Below are 17529 nucleotides of genomic sequence, written 5' to 3' on the forward strand. Positions count from 1 at the left end.
GTGCCTCGCCCCGGCGCTCCCTCAGCGCCCGTTGATCCAGTCGCCGAATTTCTTCTTAAGGCTGGTGTCTTTAGCCACCTGCTCGGTCTCGCCACGCAGTTCGGCTAGGCGGCGCAGCAGTTCGCGCTGCTCCTCGTCCAAGCGGGTAGGCGTCTCCACCACAATGCTGATGCGCAGGTCTCCACGCCCACGACGCCGCAGCCGCCCCGCCCCCAGGCCGTCCATAACCTTCTCCTGGCCGTTCTGAGTACCGGCCTTAACCTCTAATTCACGCTCCCCATCCAGGGTTTCCACGGTGAAGGTGCCCCCCAGGGCCGCAGCCGTCATGGGGATGCGCAGCTCCGTTAGCAGGTCATCACCTTCGCGGCGCAAGGTGGGGTGGTCAATCTCGTGGAACTCCACGTAGAGGTCTCCGTTGGGGCCGCCTCCGGGGCCGGCCTCCCCCTGGCCGTCCATGCGCAGGCGCGTACCGGTGGACACGCCGATCGGCACCTTCACCTGTACCTCACGACGCACGTGCTTGCGCCCCTCACCGGAGCAGTCCTTACAGGGACTGGCGATGATCGTGCCAAAGCCACCGCATTGGGGGCAGCGGGCGGAGGTGACGGCCTGCCCGAACAGAGAGTTGACCACTCGTTGCACGGAACCAGAGCCATTGCAGCCTGAGCAGGTGACAGGCTCGGTACCTGGCAAGCAGCAAGAGCCCTTGCAGGTGTCGCAAGCTACGTAGGAGCTCACGGTCACAGGTTTGGTGGCTCCAAAAGTCACGTCCTGCAGGCTAACTTCCAGAGCCACCACACCGTCCTGTCCGCGGCGGGCACGGGAGGCGGGGCCGCGCGAGGCACCGCCGCCAAACATGGACTGGAAGATGCCGCCCAGGTCCCCCAGGTCAGAGGCAGAGAAGCCCCCAAAGCCGCCAAAGCTGCCGCCGCCCCGCAGGGCGTCTTCTCCCCCTAGGTCGTACATCTGGCGCTTGTCAGCGTCGGAGAGGGTTTCGTAGGCCACGGAGACCTGTTTGAACTCTTCCTCGTGCCCGGGACCGGCAATATCTGGGTGCAGGGAGCGGGCCTTCTTGCGGTAGGCCTTCTTGATCTCCTCGGCGGTGGCATTGCGGGGGACGCCAAGGATCTCGTAGTAATCGCTCACGTGGTCTTCCTTTGGGTTTACAGGGGAGGTTTAAGGCTGGCCCGGTTTTACTGCCGGGGTCCGGATAGGAACCGGGATAGGTAGAGGGCGACGGCGTTGACGGCGGCAATAGTTGCCGGATAGTCCATGCGGGTGGGGCCGATAACTCCTAGGTGGGCGACGGCGTCGCCGCTGCCAGGGCCATAGGTGGTGGTGACGACACTGGCCTCTGCCAGGGCGTCTTCATGGTTTTCCTCGCCGATGGTCACGCGCGGCCCTTCGGCGGCGTCGTTATTGCCGGTGGAGGCATCCATAACTGAGAAGAGGCGCAGCAGCACCACCTGCTCTTCAACGGCGTCTAGTAAGGGTCCCAGGGTGGAAAAGTCCAGGTTGGCGCGAGCCAGATTGGCGGTGCCTGCCACCGCTAGGCGCTCCTCTGCTTCCGGGTGCAGGGCAGCCACCAGTTCTCCGGCGACGGCGGCCAGGATGACGCGCTCCTGAGGAGGGGCCTGCTCAGCCAGAACCGTGAGCGCCGGGACGACGTCTTCCGCCAGGTGACCGGCCATCAGCTGGTTGATGCGGGTGCGCAGGCGGTCCAAGACCAGGGGATCCACGAGTTCGCCACCGGGCAGGCTCACAGTGCGCTGCTCCACGCGGCCAGTGTCGGTGATGATGACCAGCAGGAGACAGTTGGGGCCCAGGGCGACGAGTTCCAGGTGGCGCAGGGCGGTGCGGCGCAGGCTGGGGTACTCGACTATTGCGAGTTGCCCGGTCAACTGCGCTAGGACGCGCACGGTGCGCACCACCACCTCTTCCAGGTCCAAAGCCCCTGAAAGCAGCCGGGTGATGGCGGCTCGCTCGGGGGCGGACAGGGGCTTGACGGCGGCGATGCGGTCCACGAAGAGCCGGTAGCCCTTTTGGGTGGGGACGCGCCCGGCACTGGTGTGAGGCTGGTGGATGTAGCCCTCGTCTTCCAGGGCGGCCATGTCATTGCGGATGGTGGCTGGGGATACGCCCAGGCGGTAGCGCTCCACGAGGGCACGTGAACCGACGGGCTCACGGGTGCGCACATAGTCGGTGACGATGGCGGAGAGGACCTTGAGACGACGCTCGTCGTTCATGGCTGCTCCTTCCTTCGTGCCGGTATTCGCGGGGCTGGGCTGGCGGCTCCTGGGGTCACCACCGGCATTAGCACTCGCCAGGCTTGAGTGCCATCCTACGCCGAGGCTCGGCGTGCCCAACCAGCCTGGCGCGTGACCTTCACCTAGCGTGCCCAAAGTGAACACGCCAGCCCCATACTCCCGCCCTGTCCCTGGCTCTACCACAGCCCGCCGTCTGGCCCTGCGAGAGCAGGCCGCAGCGCAGCAAGCCCAGAATCCGGCTGCGCCGGGGCGTGCTAGCGGTAGGCGTGGCGCCCAGCCTGCGCGCAGACCCACCCCGCCGTCGGAAAACGACCGCTATGGCGCAGATGTGCTGACCACCAACCCGCACCGCGTGGGCCCTAGCGCGATCCAACCCGAGTCAGTGCACGTGCCCTTGCAGCGCGGCATGGTGTTGGAAGACCGGGAGACGGGCTTCGTGGGTGCCGCCGTCGCCGTGGAGAAATCCGGGGGGCGGCACCTGGTGGTTTTGGAAGACCGGCGCGGGGTGCGGCGCGGTTTCCCCCTGGGGCCGGGTTTTTGGTTGGAGGGGCGGCCCGTGGTGGTAGACCCGCCGCTGCCCCAACCCAAGGCCCCCACCGGCCCGGTGAGCGCAGCCGGACGCAAACTCACGGCATCTGGTTCTTATGCGGTTGCGGGTGAGCAGGCGCGGGTGGCGCGAGCCTCACGCATCTGGGTAGAGGGCAAGCACGACGCCGAGCTGGTGGAGAAGGTCTGGGGTGATGACCTGCGCCATGAGGGCGTTGTGGTGCTGCTGCTCGACGGCGTAGACAACCTGGAGGAGGTCATGGCCGAGTTCCAGCCGGGGCCACAGCGGCGAGCGGGGGTGCTGGTGGATCATTTAGTACCGGGCTCCAAGGAATCACGGATCGCGGAGCGGGTGATGTCCATGCCGGGCGGGGAGAACGTACTGGTGTTGGGGCACCCTTACATTGACGTGTGGCAGGCGGTGCGCCCAGAGCGGATGGGTTTGCGAGCTTGGCCGGTGGTGCCGCGTGGCACAGATATCAAACACGGCACCCTGGAGGCCCTGGGCTGGCCGCACGCGGATCAGGCGGATATTGCGCAGGGCTGGCAGCGGATTTTAGCCACGGTCCGCTCTTATAAGGACCTTGAGCCGAGCCTGCTGGGACGTATGGAAGAACTCATTGACTTCGTTACGGCTCCAGGCACCTGCTAAGGCACTTACCCGCTGAGTTATCTAGGGACGGCGCCGCCATCGCGAAGGCAGGCACCCACTCTCGGTGGGTTTAAGCGTCCACGATGGCGAGGCGGCGGCCCTTAATCATCAGCCGCACACTATTGGCCAGCACTACCCCGGCAAGTGCGAGGCCCACCAACAAGGCCCACCAGCTCTCGGCAATGAAAATGCAGACCATGGCAGCCAGGATGGGCACCAGGTGGGTGACGGTCTGACCGACGTAGCCACCAAATGAGGGCATCTCCACGCCACCAGCCTCAGCCACGGATTTCACCATGAAGTTCGGGCCGTTGCCGATGTAGGTGATGGCGCCACAGAACACGGCTCCCAGGGAGATCGGGACCAGGTAGTACTCGGGCACTCCAGCCACCATGGCACCACCGGGGTGCGCCACCTGTCCGGCCAGTTCAAAGAAGCTGGCGTAGGTTGGAGCGTTGTCTAGCACTGAGGACAGTCCTCCGGTGAACACGAAGAAGGTGATGCGGTTCAGCGGCAGAGAGCCCGCCACCTCGTCGAGGAAGTGCAGGGCGGGGATCATGGTCAGGAAGATGCCGATGAACAGTGTTGCCACCTCGGCGATCGGCCCCCACTCGAACTGGTTGTCTTCGAATCGCGCCCGCTTGTCTCCCAGGAAGTAGGAGCAGGCGGCAGCAGTCAGCATGATCATTTCGCGCAGCGGCACCCAGTCCAGTCCTCCAGCGGTGCCGTGCTCAATGGCTTCGACGTCGATGGAGGGGGCGAAGGCTACGGCGGCGATAATCACGGCAAACCAGATCAAGTTGCTGGCCCCGCGCAGCCCCAAAGGCTCGATGTCGGCGCGGTCTTTGCGCACCGCCGCGGAAGGCTCGCGCCCGTGGTACCAGGTGTCCAGGCCGTAGTAGCTGATAAGCAGCATGGCGTTGACAAATAGCCACTCGGGGGCCAGGTGGAAGGTCCAGGTGAAGGGCACGCCCCGCAGGAAACCTAGGAAGAGGGGCGGGTCACCTAGGGGGGTAAGGAGGCCACCGCAGTTGGCGACTATGAAGATGGTGTAGAGCACGGTGTGCACCCGGTAGCGCCGCTCCTGGTTGGTGTTGAGCAGCGGCCGGATCAGCAGCATGGCGGCACCGGTGGTGCCCACGAAGCTGGCCAGCAGCCCACCTACGGCCAGGAAGATGGTGTTGTTGCGCGGGGTCGCTTCAATATCGCCTTTGAGGAAGATTCCCCCGGAGACCACGAACAGCGCTAGCAGCAGGGAGATGAACTGGCCGTACTCGACCACGGCAGCGAAAACCGCTTCCCAGCCCAAAGCAAAGTTCATCCACACGGCCACCGGCAGGCCCAGCACCAGGGCAATGGCAAGCTGGCTGGAGCGCCGCTCCCACCAGTGGGAGGTGGCTGGCACCAGTGGCAGGACAGCGATAGAGGCGAGCATCGCGACGAAGGGCAGAGTGGACCACCAGTGCAGGTGCATGCGCAAGTCTCCTAGGTTTAAACAAATCAGGTCCACCATACGGCAAAGCCCCTCAGGCGCCTGTCCTCTGCCCGGCATACGACCCAGCTCGGGCTGAGCCCACACCGTTTCGCAGTCCTCGGCCCGCGCAGCCTCACCTACCAGCCTCAAACATAGCTGCCCACAAAAAGACAAAAACGCTCAAGAAAATGCATCAAAATGAGCGCATGATATCTATTGGCAGCATAACCACTCATCGTTAAGGTGGAAGCAAGCCGCATGCGAAGCCCGTTCCGGAGGACTCAACGATGAGCAAATCCACGCTAAACCTGGCTGCGCGCCCCCAGCGCCGTCGCCGTCGCCCACTCCTAGCCCTTCTGGCTGCCGCCAGCCTGGCGCTGCCGGCCATCCTGGTCCCAGGCCCAGCGCCCGCAGCCGCTGCCCCAGCCTTGGACCCAGCCGCGATTGAAGCCGATACCACCGCGCAGGACCAGATGGTGCTGCGCTACAGCACACCTGCCAACGACTGGCAGTCCCGCTCCCTGCCGATCGGCAACGGTGCCATGGGCGCTTCGATCTTTGGGGGCGTAGGGCAAGACTCCATCCAGATGAACGAGAAGTAGCTGTGGTCAGGTGGGCCCGGCAGCCCGGGTGGCTATGACTACGGCAACCACGATGCCCGGGCTGGTCTCAAGGCCGTTCAGGACAGAATCGCAGCTACTGACTCAGCTGAGAATGACTGGTCTATCAAACAGTTGGGCAGGCCCAAGCAGGGCTACGGCTCCTATCTGGCCTTCGGGCGGTTAGAGCTAACCATGGCTGGCACAGAGGGCTACACCGGCTACGAGCGCACCCTGGATCTAGACCACGCCATGGCCACCACCACTTACACCGTGGGCGGGGTGACCTACAAGCGTGAATACCTGGCCTCCTACCCCGGCAATGTGATCGCTGTCCGGATCACGGCCACCAACCAAGACGGTTCCCCCGCCACCGGCGCGGTAAACCTGACGGTGGGCTACACCGACCAGCTCGGTTCCGAGGCCGCCCAGGTGTCCACCATCGCCACAGATCACACCCTGGCCTACACCGGTTCCTTGACCAACGGCCTGAGCTTTGACGCCCGCACCCAAGTAACAGCAGACGGCGGCCAGGTATCAGCCAAGGGCGCCACCATCAGTGTTCAGGACGCCACCTCCGTGACGCTCTACTGGTCCGGCGCCACTGACTACTCCGATTCCTACAGCCAGAACTACCGCAGTGGGGTAGATCCGGCAAGCATCACCATCCCCCGGGTGACGGCTGCCGCTGCCGCAGGCTGGGAGGCGGTCCGCACCGCCCACGAGGCTGACTACTCAGCGCTGTTCTCCCGCATGAAGCTGGATCTGGACGCGGGCGCCGTCGCTGGCCACACTGACCAGGCATTGGCCTCCTATCAGGGCCGCACGGAGGCTGGCCGCGCCCTGGAGACCCTCTACACGCAGTTTGGCCGCTACTTGCTGATCGCCTCCAGCCGCGATAACTCGCCCCTACCTGCCAACTTGCAGGGAGTCTGGGCCCAGCCCAACCCACCGTGGAGCGCCGACTACCACGTCAATATCAACCTGCAGATGAACTACTGGCCTGCCTACGCCACCGGCCTGGGCGAACTCGCACAGCCCTACGAGCGCTATGTGAGCAGCCTGGTGGCTCCCGGTGAGGTCAGCGCCCAAAAGCTCTTTGGCTATGACCCCGCCACCTCCGGCTGGGTGGTATTTAACGAGACCACCCCTTATGGCTACACCGGCGTCTATGACTGGCCCACAGCCTCCTGGTTCCCTGAGGCTGCCGCCTGGGTGGCCAACACCTACTGGCAGAACTACCAGTACACCGGCGACCTCTCTCATCTGTGTGAACACGGCTATCCATTGCTCAAGGGCGCCAGTCGCTTCTGGCTAAATATGCTGGTCGACGCCGGTGACGGCACCCTGGTGGTCTCTCCTTCCTACTCCCCTGAGCACGGCAAGTACTCCGCCGGCGCAGCCATGAGCCAGCAGATCGTCACCGAACTGTTCACCACCACCCTTGCGGCCGCCAAGGCCACTGGTGAGGCTGACGCCGCCTTCATCCAACAGGTCACTGACACGCTGGCCAAACTGCAGCCGGGCCTGCGGGTGGGCTCACGCGGTCAGCTCCAGGAGTGGATCCAGGACTGGGACTACACACCTGGATGGGGCGGAGATGAGCCTACGCACCGCCACGTCTCTCAGCTCTACGCCCTTTACCCGGGCACGGCGATCGACCCCCTAACCAAGCCGAGCACTAAGGCTTTCGCTGACGCCGCCCGCCAGAGTCTGAAGGACCGCGGCGACGGCGGCACCGGCTGGTCTAAGGCCTGGAAGATCAACTTCTGGGCCAACCTGGCCGACGGCGACCACTCGCATCTGATGCTGGAACAGCTCCTCAAACAGTCCACCTATGCGAACCTCTGGGACGCCCACCCACCCTTCCAGATTGACGGTAACTTCGGTGCCACCGCTGGTGTAGCCCAAATGCTGCTGCAGTCAAAGAATGGCGTGACCCGGCTGTTGCCTGCCCTGCCCTCAGCCTGGGCCAAAGGCTCAGTGGACGGCTTGCGTGGACACCATGGCCTTACCGTAGGTGCCACCTGGCAAGACGGCGTAGCCACCCAACTTCGCCTCCAGGCCGCCACCGATGGCGCGCGCCTATTGCAGGCCGACCTGCTGGACGGCTTGAGCGCTGTGGTAGACACCACCGCCGACGCCGTCGTCACCCCCACTAAGGACGCCGCCACCGGCGCCTGGAGCCTGAATATGACTGCCGGGCACGTCTATGTGGTCGTGCCGACTGCCTCGGTAAAGGCCAAGGCTGCCCAATCTGTCCTGGAGTGGGGCAGCTCCACCACCGTCAACGTGACGGTAGCGGGCACAATCCCGGCAGACTCAACCTTGGAACTGCGCGCCCCGGAGGGCTGGAGCGTAGCGGAAGGCGCCCAAAGCATCAGCGCTGCGGGCACCTACACCTTCACGGTAACTGCCCCCAAATGCACAGCAGGCCCTGCCTCCCTGGAGGCTGTGTTGAGTTCCGGCAGTGCCCGCACCAGCGCCCGCGTGGCGCTGGAGGTTACTGACCCAGCCGTGATCGCCCAATCCCAGATGAAAATCAAGGAGGTTTCCTCCCAAGAGACAGGCTCTGAGAACGGTGCTGCGGCCAATCTCCTGGACGGCGACCCCAGCACTTACTGGCACTCGGACTGGTCCAGCTCCAACCCGCAGCCGCCGCACCAGGTGACGGTTGACCTGGGCAAGGTGGAAAAGGTCGAATCGCTGACCTGGACCCCGCGTCAAAACACGGACAACGGCTTGATCAAGGAATATGAAATCTGGGCAGCCGCAGATGAAGCCTGCACCCCGTTCACCAAGGTGACTTCCGGATCTTGGCCCAAGTCCCGCAGCGCCAAGACCGTAGCCCTGGGCGGAGCCTCGGCCCGCTGCGTCAAACTGGTCTCCACTGCCCAGGCCTGGACCGGCAACTGGGCCACTGGCGCCGAGCTGACTATGAAGCGAGTGGTGGATGCCGCCCCCGCACCAGGAACGCCTACTGCATCCCCTTCGGCTGTACCTTCCACGCCGCCTTCCTCAGAGCCGACGGCGCAGCCATCGCCTTCTGAGACACCGCTGGGTCCTTCACCGCTCCCTTCTGCCTCAAGCACGGCCGCACCCACCACCTTGGCACCCAGCCCAGGACCGCAGACCCCTGCCCCCTCCGGGGTGAAGCCTGCCTATGTGGCCTCTGCAGAAGCAGCTGGCACAGGCTTCAGTCTCTACGGTGACTGGGATGGGGACGGCACAGTCACCTGGGCCGTGCGCGTGGGGACCCGCGTGGTCTTCTACAACGAGAACCGCAGCGAGGCCCCGGTGTATGCCTCTATCTCTATCGGCCGCGCCAACGACAAGCTGCTAGTGGGTGACTGGGATGGGGATGGCAAAGATACTCTAGCGCTCTGGCGTGGCACCACCGTGCTAACCCAGGACCGCCTGACCAGCACTGCCACCACCAAAGTCGAGGTTCCGGGCCTGACCAGTTCCACCAAGTCCCTGGTGGTACGCCCTGGCGTCGGCCCTAAAGACCCGGACACCATCGGGCTTGGCTGACCACGGGATACCTATCCCCACCTCCATGCGGGCCTCAAGCCCGGTGCACCCGCAGTATCGCCTGACAGCCCACCTCCAGCGCGGCTAAAGTCATTGCATGAGCAATGAAGCAGACGCCGCGCTGGAGCGGCTGAAGGTGTTGGAATCCCTGTACGAGGTAGCGGCAGCGCATGTCGATGCAGCAGAGACTGCAGCGGCAGACCTGGAGTCCATGGCTGCGTCACTGGAACCGCTTATGGAGGGCTACCACCACACCTGGGCTGAGGACCGTGAAGCTGTGGAAGGACTTGACCCGCAGCTTGCGGTGCTGGGTGAGGACACCATCTGGAACCTGCATTCGCGTCGGCACGAGGTCATGGTGCGGATGATGCGCCTGTGTGCGGACTACTTCGCAGGGGATAAGTAAAGGCTGCGCTTAGCCGACCAAGCTGCGCGTGACTGCATCTGCCAGGAGTCGACCGTGCAGGGTGAGCACAATCCGCCCGGCCAGCGCAGCCTTGGCCTCCACCAGGCCTTCGGAGACGAGTTGAGCCACCGTGGGCACCAATCGCTTTGGTGCCCCGGTGGCCGTCGTCGGCTCTGCGCCACGCACCAGGTCAGCAAGTGCCAAGCCTTCACGCAGCCGGATCCCCAGCATCACCTGTTCCAGACGACGGCTCTCCGGCTCCACCACCTCATGCCCGGCCACTGGCAGCCTGTCAGCCACCACTTGCCCGGCCCACGCGACCGGGTGTTTCACATTCCAAAACCGCACCTCCCCTAGATGGGAATGTGCTCCCGGACCAGCCCCCCACCAATCCCAGTCGCGCCAATAGGCCTCATTGTGCCGGCACTCCTGGCCTGGCCGCGCCCAGTTGGAAATCTCGTACCACTCGTAGCCGGCCTCAGCCAGCATCTGATCAGCCAGCTCGTATTTGGCAGCTTCGTCGTCGTCAGCTGGCAACTGCAGCTCACCGCGTAGCACCTGCGCCCGCATCTTGGTGCCTTCCTCAATCACCAGGCCGTAGGCGCTGATATGTTCCGGTTCCATCTCCACAGCTACCTCCAGGGAACGCCGCCAATCCGCCATAGACTCCCCCGGCGCCCCATAGATCAGGTCCACGCTGGTAGACAGTCCCGCTCGGCGCGCCCACTGGATCACCTGCGGCACCCGCTCGGGCCGGTGCGTACGGTCCAGCACCGCCAGCACCTCCGGCACCGCCGACTGCATCCCAAAGGAAACCCGGGTGAAACCAGCTGCCGCCAGCGTCGCCAGATAGCGCTCATCCACCGTCTCCGGATTAGCTTCTGTCGTCACCTCCACGTCCTTGGCCAAGCCCCAGGTCTGGCGCACCAGTTCCAGCATCCGCGCCAGATCAGCTGCAGGCAGCATCGTGGGAGTGCCTCCGCCTAGGAACACCGTCTGCGCAATCCGCTGCGGCAGCCCCGCCGTATCCATAGCTAAGCGGGCTAGACGCAACTCGCCAGCCAAGGTGTCCACATAGTCCCCCAGGGAAGCCCCAGCCCCCATGGACAAGTTCGTGTAGGTGTTGAAGTCGCAGTAGCCGCAGCGCACCCGGCAGTAAGGCACGTGCAAGTACACGCTAAAGGGCCGTGCTTGGCCGTCAGCGGCTACCACCTGCTCGGGTAGCGCCCCCGAGCCCCCCAGGGGCTCACCCTCCGGCTGAGCCGGGCTCATGCCATGCCAGCGTGCACCGGCACGGCACGCGGCACCCACGCCGCATCCGTGCGCACCGCCGTCAGGTCACGAATTGTGCGTCCCGCGTCAATCCCCCGCTGCTCAAAGCGCGTCATGACCCGGCCGGGAAAACGCTGCGACCAGCCACCCTTTATCCCCGCCGGGGAACCCGGGTCCAGGCCATTGCCTAAAGAGCCTGGCTGCGCCGTCTGCGCCCCCAGTTCTGGGCGCTTCCCAGCATCGGGGAAAGCTAGCAGTGGCAGGCTGGCGTCAGCCTCCAAACCCGTGGGCAGGGCCGCCGCGGCTTCCAGGACGTCGCGCATCTGGAAGGCGTAATCCGCCCAGTCAGTGGCCAGCCGCCACACGCCCCCACTGCGCAGCACCCGTGCCACCGAGCGTGCAAAGCCCGCATCCACTAGGCGGCGCTTGCGATGCCGCGGCTTGCGCCACGGGTCGGGAAAGAACACCCATACCTCGCTCGCGCAGCCCACCGGCAGGGCCGTGGCCAGCAACTGTGAGGCATCCGCCGGAACTACTCGCACATTCTCCAACCCGGCTTTGGCGGCTCCTCGCACGATCTTGGCAATCGCCGTCTCCCACACCTCCACCGCCAGGTGATCCACACCGGGGTGAGCCTGCGCATGCGCGAGTATCGCCTCTCCGCCGCCGCTGCCAACCTCAACCACCAGCGGCCGCACTTCCCCGGGATGCCCGAAGACTGCCTCCGGGTCCAGGCGGAAGTCATGGTGCACTGTGCGCACAGCGTCCGCGCGCGGCACTTCCACCAGATAATGCGAGCCATGCGCTGCCAGCGCCGCCGTCTGGGAACTGCTCAGGCGCCCACCGGCCCGGGAGAAGGAACGCACCCGGGAGCGAATCGCGTGAGAGCGCGGGGCGTGGACTTGCTGGCTGCTCATGGCAGCCTCACTTGTCCTTGCCGGTGGGGGTATCCGCCCCCAGGGCCGCCACAAAAGCTTCCTGGGGGACGTCCACGCGACCAATAGCCTTCATGCGTTTCTTGCCCTCCTTCTGCTTCTCCAGCAGCTTGCGTTTACGGGTGATATCACCGCCGTAACACTTGGCAAGCATGTCCTTACGCAAGGCGCGGATGGTTTCGCGGGCAATAATGCGCGCCCCCACAGCAGCTTGCACCGGCACCTCAAACTGCTGGCGCGGGATGAGTTCTTTAAGCCGCTTGGTCATCATGACGCCGTAGCTGTACGCGGAGTCCTTGTGGACGATCGCGCTGAAAGCGTCGACCTTCTCACTGTTGAGCAGGATGTCCACTTTTACCAGGTCGGCGCTCTGCTCGCCGTCAAGCTCATAATCCAGGGAAGCGTAACCGCGCGTGCGCGACTTCAAGGCGTCAAAGAAGTCAAAGACGATCTCCGCCAAGGGCAGGGTGTAGTGCATCTCTACACGTGACTCTGAGAGGTAGTCCATCCCCTGCATATTGCCTCGCCGCGACTGGCACAACTCCATCACCGTGCCCACGAACTCACTGGGGGTCAAGATAGTGGCACGCACGATCGGCTCACGCACATCTGACACTTTGCCCGAGGGGAACTCGGAGGGGTTGGTCACCGTATGGACGTTCTTATCCTCGGTGGTCACCTCATAGACCACCGACGGCGCCGTCGAGATAATGTCCAGATTGAACTCGCGCTCTAGGCGCTCGCGGATGATCTCCAGGTGCAGCAGGCCCAGGTAACCGCAGCGGAAACCGAATCCCAGGGCCACAGAGGTCTCCGGCTCATAGGTCAGGGCAGCGTCATTGAGCTTGAGTTTGTCCAAGGCGTCTCGCAGGTTCGGGAAGTCCGAACCATCCACGGGGAACAGGCCGGAGAAAACCATGGGTTTGGGGTCTTGGTAGCCGGCAAGGGGCTCGGCGGCGGGGGCGGCCGCGGAGGTGACCGTGTCACCCACCTTGGACTGGCGCACGTCCTTCACGCCGGTGATCAGGTAGCCGACCTCCCCGGCGCCGATCCCCTTGGTGACCACCGGCTCGGGGCTGATGACGCCGATCTCCAGCAGGTCGTGCACCGCCCCGGTGGAGAGCATCTCGATGCGCTCCCGGGCCTTGAGGGTGCCGTCCACGACCCGCACGTAGGTGACCACGCCCCGGTAGGTGTCGTAGACGGAGTCGAAGATCATGGCCCGGGCGGGCCCGTCCGGATCACCCGACGGCGGGGGGACGGTCTGCACGATACGGTCCAGGAGCTCTGGGACCCCCTGGCCGGTCTTGCCGGAGACCTGCAGCACCTCGTCGACGTCGCAGCCGATGATGGAGGCGATCTCGGCGGCGTACCTCTCCGGCTCGGCCGCGGGCAGGTCGATCTTGTTGAGCACCGGGATGATGTGCAGGTCGCCCTCGATCGCCATGTAGAGGTTGGCCAGGGTCTGGGCCTGCACGCCCTGGGCGGCGTCCACCAGCAGGACGGCCCCCTCGCAGGCCGCCAGGGAGCGGTTGACCTCGTAGGAGAAGTCCACGTGCCCGGGGGTGTCGATCATGTTCAGGGCGTAGGTGCGGGGGGCACCGTCCTCACCGGTCACGGTCCAGGGCATGCGGACCGCCTGGGACTTGATCGTGATCCCGCGCTCCCGCTCAATGTCCATGCGGTCCAGGTACTGGGCGCGCATGTCCCGGGCGGCGACGACGCCGGTGGCCTGCAGCATGCGGTCAGCCAGCGTGGACTTGCCGTGGTCGATGTGCGCGATGATCGAGAAGTTGCGCAGCTGGGCCTGGGGGGTGTGGAGGGGCTGGACCGAGGCGAGCTGCTCAGGCGTGGCGACGGGAGACACGAAGGCCCTTCTGTGGTGCGGACATGGTCTGAGGCAAGTCTCCCACGAGGCGGCAGGTGCCAGCGAACCTGCTGGTGTGAGCCGTGTCCGTCCCGAGCGGGCGTCGGGCTGACGAGGGCTGGCCGAACCCGGACTGGGCAGCGGGTACCGGCAGTATCGGCCGCCACCCTGGGCTGGCCCTGGCCTGAGCGGGTACCGTCTTGCGCGGGATCTAGCCTGCTCCAGGTTGGGCGGGAGCAAGCACCGGCTTGGGCATGCCTTAGCCTGAGGGAGGTTCGATCTGAGCAGGTGCTGGCCCGAGGAGCCTCGGCACGAGCGGACGCCGGCCCCGCCGTCGTTGTGCAAGACCAGCCGAGGCACAGGCACGCGCACGTGAGCAGCAATACGGCGAAGCCGCTGGGCAGCCGGGTCCCTGATGACTTAGGGTCACCTTATGATCGACCGCATCCTGGAGCTGCCGTGGGGGTGGGCCGTTGCCGCCCTGTGGGTGATAGTCATGGGCCGCGCCAACGGCAGCTACTGGGTCGGCCGAGGCATCACCGCAGGCACCTCCCGCACGCGCTGGGCCAGGCTGCTGGAGTCACGCACCTACATCAGCTCGGCTGCCATAGCCGAGCGCTGGGGGCCGGTGGCCGTGACCCTGAGCTTCCTGACGGTCGGTGCGCAGACCTGCGTGCAGGTCTGGGCGGGGGTGACCCGTATGCCTCTGCGGCTCTACCTGCCTGCCGTCGCCCTGGGGTCAGTCATCTGGGCGGTCCTCTACGCCACCGTGGGCCTCGCGGTGTTCCGGGTGTGGGCCGAGCGCGGAGGGCTGTGGGCCCTGGGGCTGCTGGTTCTGATAGGGCTGATCGTGTGGGCCTTCCGGCGCTTCCAGGCCCGGCGGGTTACCACTATGCAGGTCCCGGACAGCGTGGCCTGAGACGCTCGCTCCGGGGCACGGGAGCCCTGCTCGTCCAACTCGCACGTGGCGCCCTTCCCCGTCTCGCGAGACCGGGACATCGGTACCGCGAGACCGGGACATATGGCTCACGAGACCGGTAAGTCCTGTGGATAACTGGGGTGGGTCGCGCTCCAGCACCAGTGGCGACGACGTCGCGGCGACCGTCAATCTTGAGCATCCCCAGCGCCTACGCCCGCCGTCGTCGATGAAGCCACCAACAGCCACCAAACCCACCCGAGATACCCACAACTAAGGCCACCCTTACCGAACTCGCGGTACATATGTCCCGGTCTCGCGGTAAGAAAGTGGGGGGTTAGGGGGAGCTCAGGACCTCCTCCAGGCTGACCACCCCGCTGCGCAGCGCCAGCAGCACCAGCTGCACCCGGTCACGGGCACCGGTCTTGGACAGCAGGTGGGAGACGTGCGTCTTGACCGTCGCCATGCTCAGCCACAGGCGGTCACAGACCTCCTGGTTGGTCAGGCCCAGGGCCACCAGCCTCAGCACCTCCAGCTCCCGCTCAGTGAGCTCCCCCGGCAGCACCGACCCCGAGCCCGCCACCGCCCCAGAGGCCGCAGCCACCGCCTGGCCCGCCGTCCCTCCCGACGCAGCGTCCCCGACACCATCTGCCACCCAGGGAGCAGCGCCCTGCCGGAGGGCGGAGAGCAGGCGGCGGGTCGGGCCTGGGGAGATCACCGAGTCGCCTCGGTGCACGGTGCGCACGGCTGCCACCAGCTGCTCGGGCGGGGTGTTCTTGAGCAGGAAGCCCGCCGCCCCCGCCTCAATGGCCCCCAGCACGTAGCCGTCGGTGTCGAAGGTCGTCAGGATCACCACCCGCCCCGGCAGGCCCTGCTCCACCAGACGCCGGGTGGTCTCCAGCCCGTCCAGGCCGGGCATCTGCACGTCCAGGAGCAGCACGTCCACCGGGTGGGAACGGCAGCGCTCCAGGGCCTCCTGACCGTCTGCCGCCTGCCAGAGCACCTCCATACCGGTCTGGGCGTTCAGCAGCATGGCCAGGCCTGCGGTCAGCAGGGGCTCGTCGTCAGCCAGCCCCAGCCGGATCACCTCGCTCACGGCGCTCCCTCCTCCGTCCCGGCCTGCAGGCTATCCGTCCCAGGCCGCACGGCGTCTGCCGCCAGCTGCTCACCCTGCGCCCCAGTGGCCTGGCCCCCCGTCCGGGGCAGGCGGGCACGCACCTGCCAGCCGCCGGACGACGTCGGCCCCGCCTGCACCTGGCCGCCCAGGTTAGTGACGCGCTCACGCATGGCCGCCAGCCCTGTGCCCTCACGGCCCGTGCCGTCCTGGGCAGGGCACGCCCGTGGGGCGGCCTCGTTGGTCACGACGGCCTCCACCTCCTGCTCCCCCACCCGCACGGTGACGTGGGTCTGCGCACCGTCGGCGTGGCGCAGCACATTGGTCAGGGACTCCTGCACCAGCCGGTAGACGGCCTCCGCCACCGGCTGGCTGGTGTCAGCGCACTGCTCCAGGCTGCTGCGCACCGGTAGCCCGGCCCGGCGGGCCCCGGCCAGCAGCGCGGGCAGCCCCTCCAGCCCCGGCAGCCGCCCACCGGCCCCGGTCTGCTCAACCGGCCCCACCGCGGCCCCAGCTCCCCCACCAGCCTGAGCCGCTGCCGGAGCCAGAGCGCCAGCAGCCCCAGGACCACCCGCAGGCGGCAGACCACCCGTACCCCCCGAACCACCTGCAGGGCGTGGCCCGTCCGCCGGGAGCGGCCCGCTGGCGCCGTCGTCGCCCCGACTAGCCAGGGCCGCCCTGCCCGGCTCCCCCGGCTCCCCCGGCTTCCCCGTCTCCCCCGGCAGGGTGGAGGCCTCAGCAGGGCCAGGCAGGTCCTCGTCGGCCCGCAGCACGTCCACCAGGGCACGCACCTCGTCGACGGCGTTGCGGCTGGTCTCCCCGATCACCGCGAGCGCCTGGTCCACCGCCGCCGGGTCGCTGGGCAGGACCGCCCGGGCCCCCGCCGCCTGTATGCCGATCACTGACAGGGAGTGGCCTAGCAGGTCGTGCACGTCGCGGGCGATGCGCTGGCGCTCCCGTACCACCGCCAGGCGCCGCTCGGCGTCCTGCTGGGCGGCCAGCACCGCCGCCCGCTCCAGAGCCTGCTCCACCTTCTCCCGCGAGCGCCGCCGCAGCAGCCCCGTCAGGGCGGCCACGGTGAGGACGGTGCTGGCCATGGCCACCAGGGTCAGGGCCCGCACCGGCTCCAGTTGCTTCTCCCCGCCCAGGTAGCCGATCCACAGCACGCTGACTGTGGCCCCGAGGTAGCAGGTGGCCAGCAACAGCCCGGACCAGGGGCGCGCCAGGCGGCTGGTGCAGGTCTCGGCGAGCACCAGGCAGGAGATCAGGGCCGCCAGGCTGGCCTCACCGAAGAGCAGCAGGTGGGTGCCCAGCGCGCCGGTCAGCACCAGGACCGCGGAGAGAGGCACCACGCGCCGCAGCAGGATTCCACAGCAGCACAGCAGCACGACAGCCGCCCAGACCACCTCCAGGCACGCCTCCGGGCACTGGTGGAGCACGGGCAGCAGGCCCCTTGTTCCGTCAGGGTTGTTCCAGACGGCGACGTAGCCGGTCAGGGCGGCGGCCAGGACGTCGAGCCAGCCGGGTCGGGGCAGGTCCCGCAGCCGCGCCCTGCGGGCCAAGGCCGCGCCGGAACCGCTGGGACCATTGGCAGTACCGGAAGTACTGGTACCTCCGAGAGCACTGGCCGCACTAGCAGTGCTGGCACCGTTGTCTCCACTGGCGCTGTTCGACCCGCTGGCGGTACCGGAACCACTGGAACCGCTGGGACCACTGGCACCGCCGTTGCCATTGGCACTGCTGGCACCGGCGGAACCGCCAGCACCGACGCCGTCGCTGGTGCCTGGGGCGGCGGGGGCGGGCCGTGGTGGCTCGTCCTGACGGGTTGCCGTCTGGGGTTGCTGGCTCATGTTATGAACGTAGCGGCTGGGACGCCGGGTCTCGTCATACCCCGGTATGAGGCTGGTGCGCGCCGGGGGCCGCAGGTTCAGGCCGTGGTCTGACGAC

The 17529-nt window shown here is 66.6% G+C and carries 12 protein-coding genes and 1 pseudogene; 5 read left to right on the plus strand and 8 right to left on the minus strand.

Annotation, left to right across the window (positions count from 1 at the left end; translation table 11 throughout):
* Positions 1–21 precede the first annotated feature (21 nt).
* Both dnaJ and hrcA read right to left on the minus strand, forming a co-directional pair.
* Positions 22–1146 (minus strand): molecular chaperone DnaJ, encoded by a 1125-nt coding sequence (gene dnaJ / locus DR039_RS00755; RefSeq protein WP_111835502.1) that lies wholly within the window; start codon positions 1144–1146, stop codon positions 22–24.
* A gap of 47 nt (positions 1147–1193) precedes the next feature.
* Positions 1194–2246: a heat-inducible transcriptional repressor HrcA gene (hrcA, locus tag DR039_RS00760; RefSeq protein ID WP_111835503.1), complete on the minus strand. Its 1053-nt coding sequence runs from the start codon at positions 2244–2246 to the stop codon at positions 1194–1196.
* 157 nt (positions 2247–2403) lie between these two features.
* Between hrcA and DR039_RS00765 the strand changes: the two genes are divergently transcribed.
* Positions 2404–3465, plus strand: a complete 1062-nt coding sequence (locus DR039_RS00765; protein WP_170166891.1) for a DUF3097 domain-containing protein — start codon at positions 2404–2406, stop codon at positions 3463–3465.
* 70 nt (positions 3466–3535) lie between these two features.
* Here DR039_RS00765 and DR039_RS00770 read toward each other — a convergent pair whose 3' ends face one another.
* Positions 3536–4939, minus strand: coding sequence for a sodium:proton antiporter (locus tag DR039_RS00770; RefSeq protein WP_111835978.1), 1404 nt, complete (start codon positions 4937–4939; stop codon positions 3536–3538).
* Positions 4940–5412: 473 nt separating this feature from the next.
* On the opposite strand from DR039_RS00770, the pseudogene DR039_RS11680 reads away from it, so the two are divergent.
* The 3 genes and pseudogenes from DR039_RS11680 to DR039_RS00785 form a co-directional block, all read left to right on the plus strand.
* A pseudogene (locus DR039_RS11680) lies at positions 5413–7746 on the plus strand (glycoside hydrolase family 95 protein); the annotation flags it as partial.
* Positions 7732–9072, plus strand: a complete 1341-nt coding sequence (locus DR039_RS11435; protein WP_407641262.1) for a discoidin domain-containing protein — start codon at positions 7732–7734, stop codon at positions 9070–9072. The pseudogene DR039_RS11680 and the gene DR039_RS11435, both read left to right, overlap by 15 nt.
* A gap of 97 nt (positions 9073–9169) precedes the next feature.
* On the plus strand, positions 9170–9478 hold the full coding sequence (locus DR039_RS00785; protein WP_111835507.1) for a DUF4298 domain-containing protein: 309 nt from the start codon (positions 9170–9172) through the stop codon (positions 9476–9478).
* Between the two features lie 9 nt (positions 9479–9487).
* Here DR039_RS00785 and hemW read toward each other — a convergent pair whose 3' ends face one another.
* From hemW to lepA, 3 genes are read right to left on the minus strand one after another with little or no spacing between them, the layout of a single operon-like run.
* Positions 9488–10750, minus strand: a complete 1263-nt coding sequence (hemW, locus tag DR039_RS00790) for a radical SAM family heme chaperone HemW (RefSeq protein ID WP_111835508.1) — start codon at positions 10748–10750, stop codon at positions 9488–9490.
* Positions 10747–11667: a tRNA (guanosine(46)-N7)-methyltransferase TrmB gene (gene trmB, locus DR039_RS00795; protein ID WP_111835509.1), complete on the minus strand. Its 921-nt coding sequence runs from the start codon at positions 11665–11667 to the stop codon at positions 10747–10749. Before trmB ends, hemW begins: the two co-directional genes overlap by 4 nt.
* 7 nt (positions 11668–11674) lie before the next feature.
* Complete coding sequence (lepA, locus tag DR039_RS00800) at positions 11675–13552, minus strand: translation elongation factor 4 (protein ID WP_111835510.1); 1878 nt, start codon at positions 13550–13552, stop codon at positions 11675–11677.
* A gap of 433 nt (positions 13553–13985) precedes the next feature.
* Here lepA and DR039_RS00805 point away from each other — a divergent pair, with 433 nt between their 5' ends.
* A complete protein-coding gene (locus DR039_RS00805; RefSeq protein ID WP_111835511.1) occupies positions 13986–14471 on the plus strand; it encodes a DedA family protein in 486 nt (161 codons plus the stop codon).
* Between the two features lie 334 nt (positions 14472–14805).
* Here DR039_RS00805 and DR039_RS00810 read toward each other — a convergent pair whose 3' ends face one another.
* Both DR039_RS00810 and DR039_RS00815 read right to left on the minus strand, forming a co-directional pair.
* On the minus strand, positions 14806–15555 hold the full coding sequence (locus DR039_RS00810) for a response regulator (protein WP_111835979.1): 750 nt from the start codon (positions 15553–15555) through the stop codon (positions 14806–14808).
* Between the two features lie 5 nt (positions 15556–15560).
* The gene (locus DR039_RS00815; RefSeq protein WP_111835512.1) at positions 15561–17432 is read right to left on the minus strand and encodes an ATP-binding protein; all 1872 of its coding nucleotides are present in this window, start codon (positions 17430–17432) and stop codon (positions 15561–15563) included.
* Between the last annotated feature and the right edge of the window lie 97 nt (positions 17433–17529).

The organism is Actinomyces bovis (assembly GCF_900444995.1).
In the GTDB taxonomy this organism is placed as follows: domain Bacteria; phylum Actinomycetota; class Actinomycetes; order Actinomycetales; family Actinomycetaceae; genus Actinomyces; species Actinomyces bovis.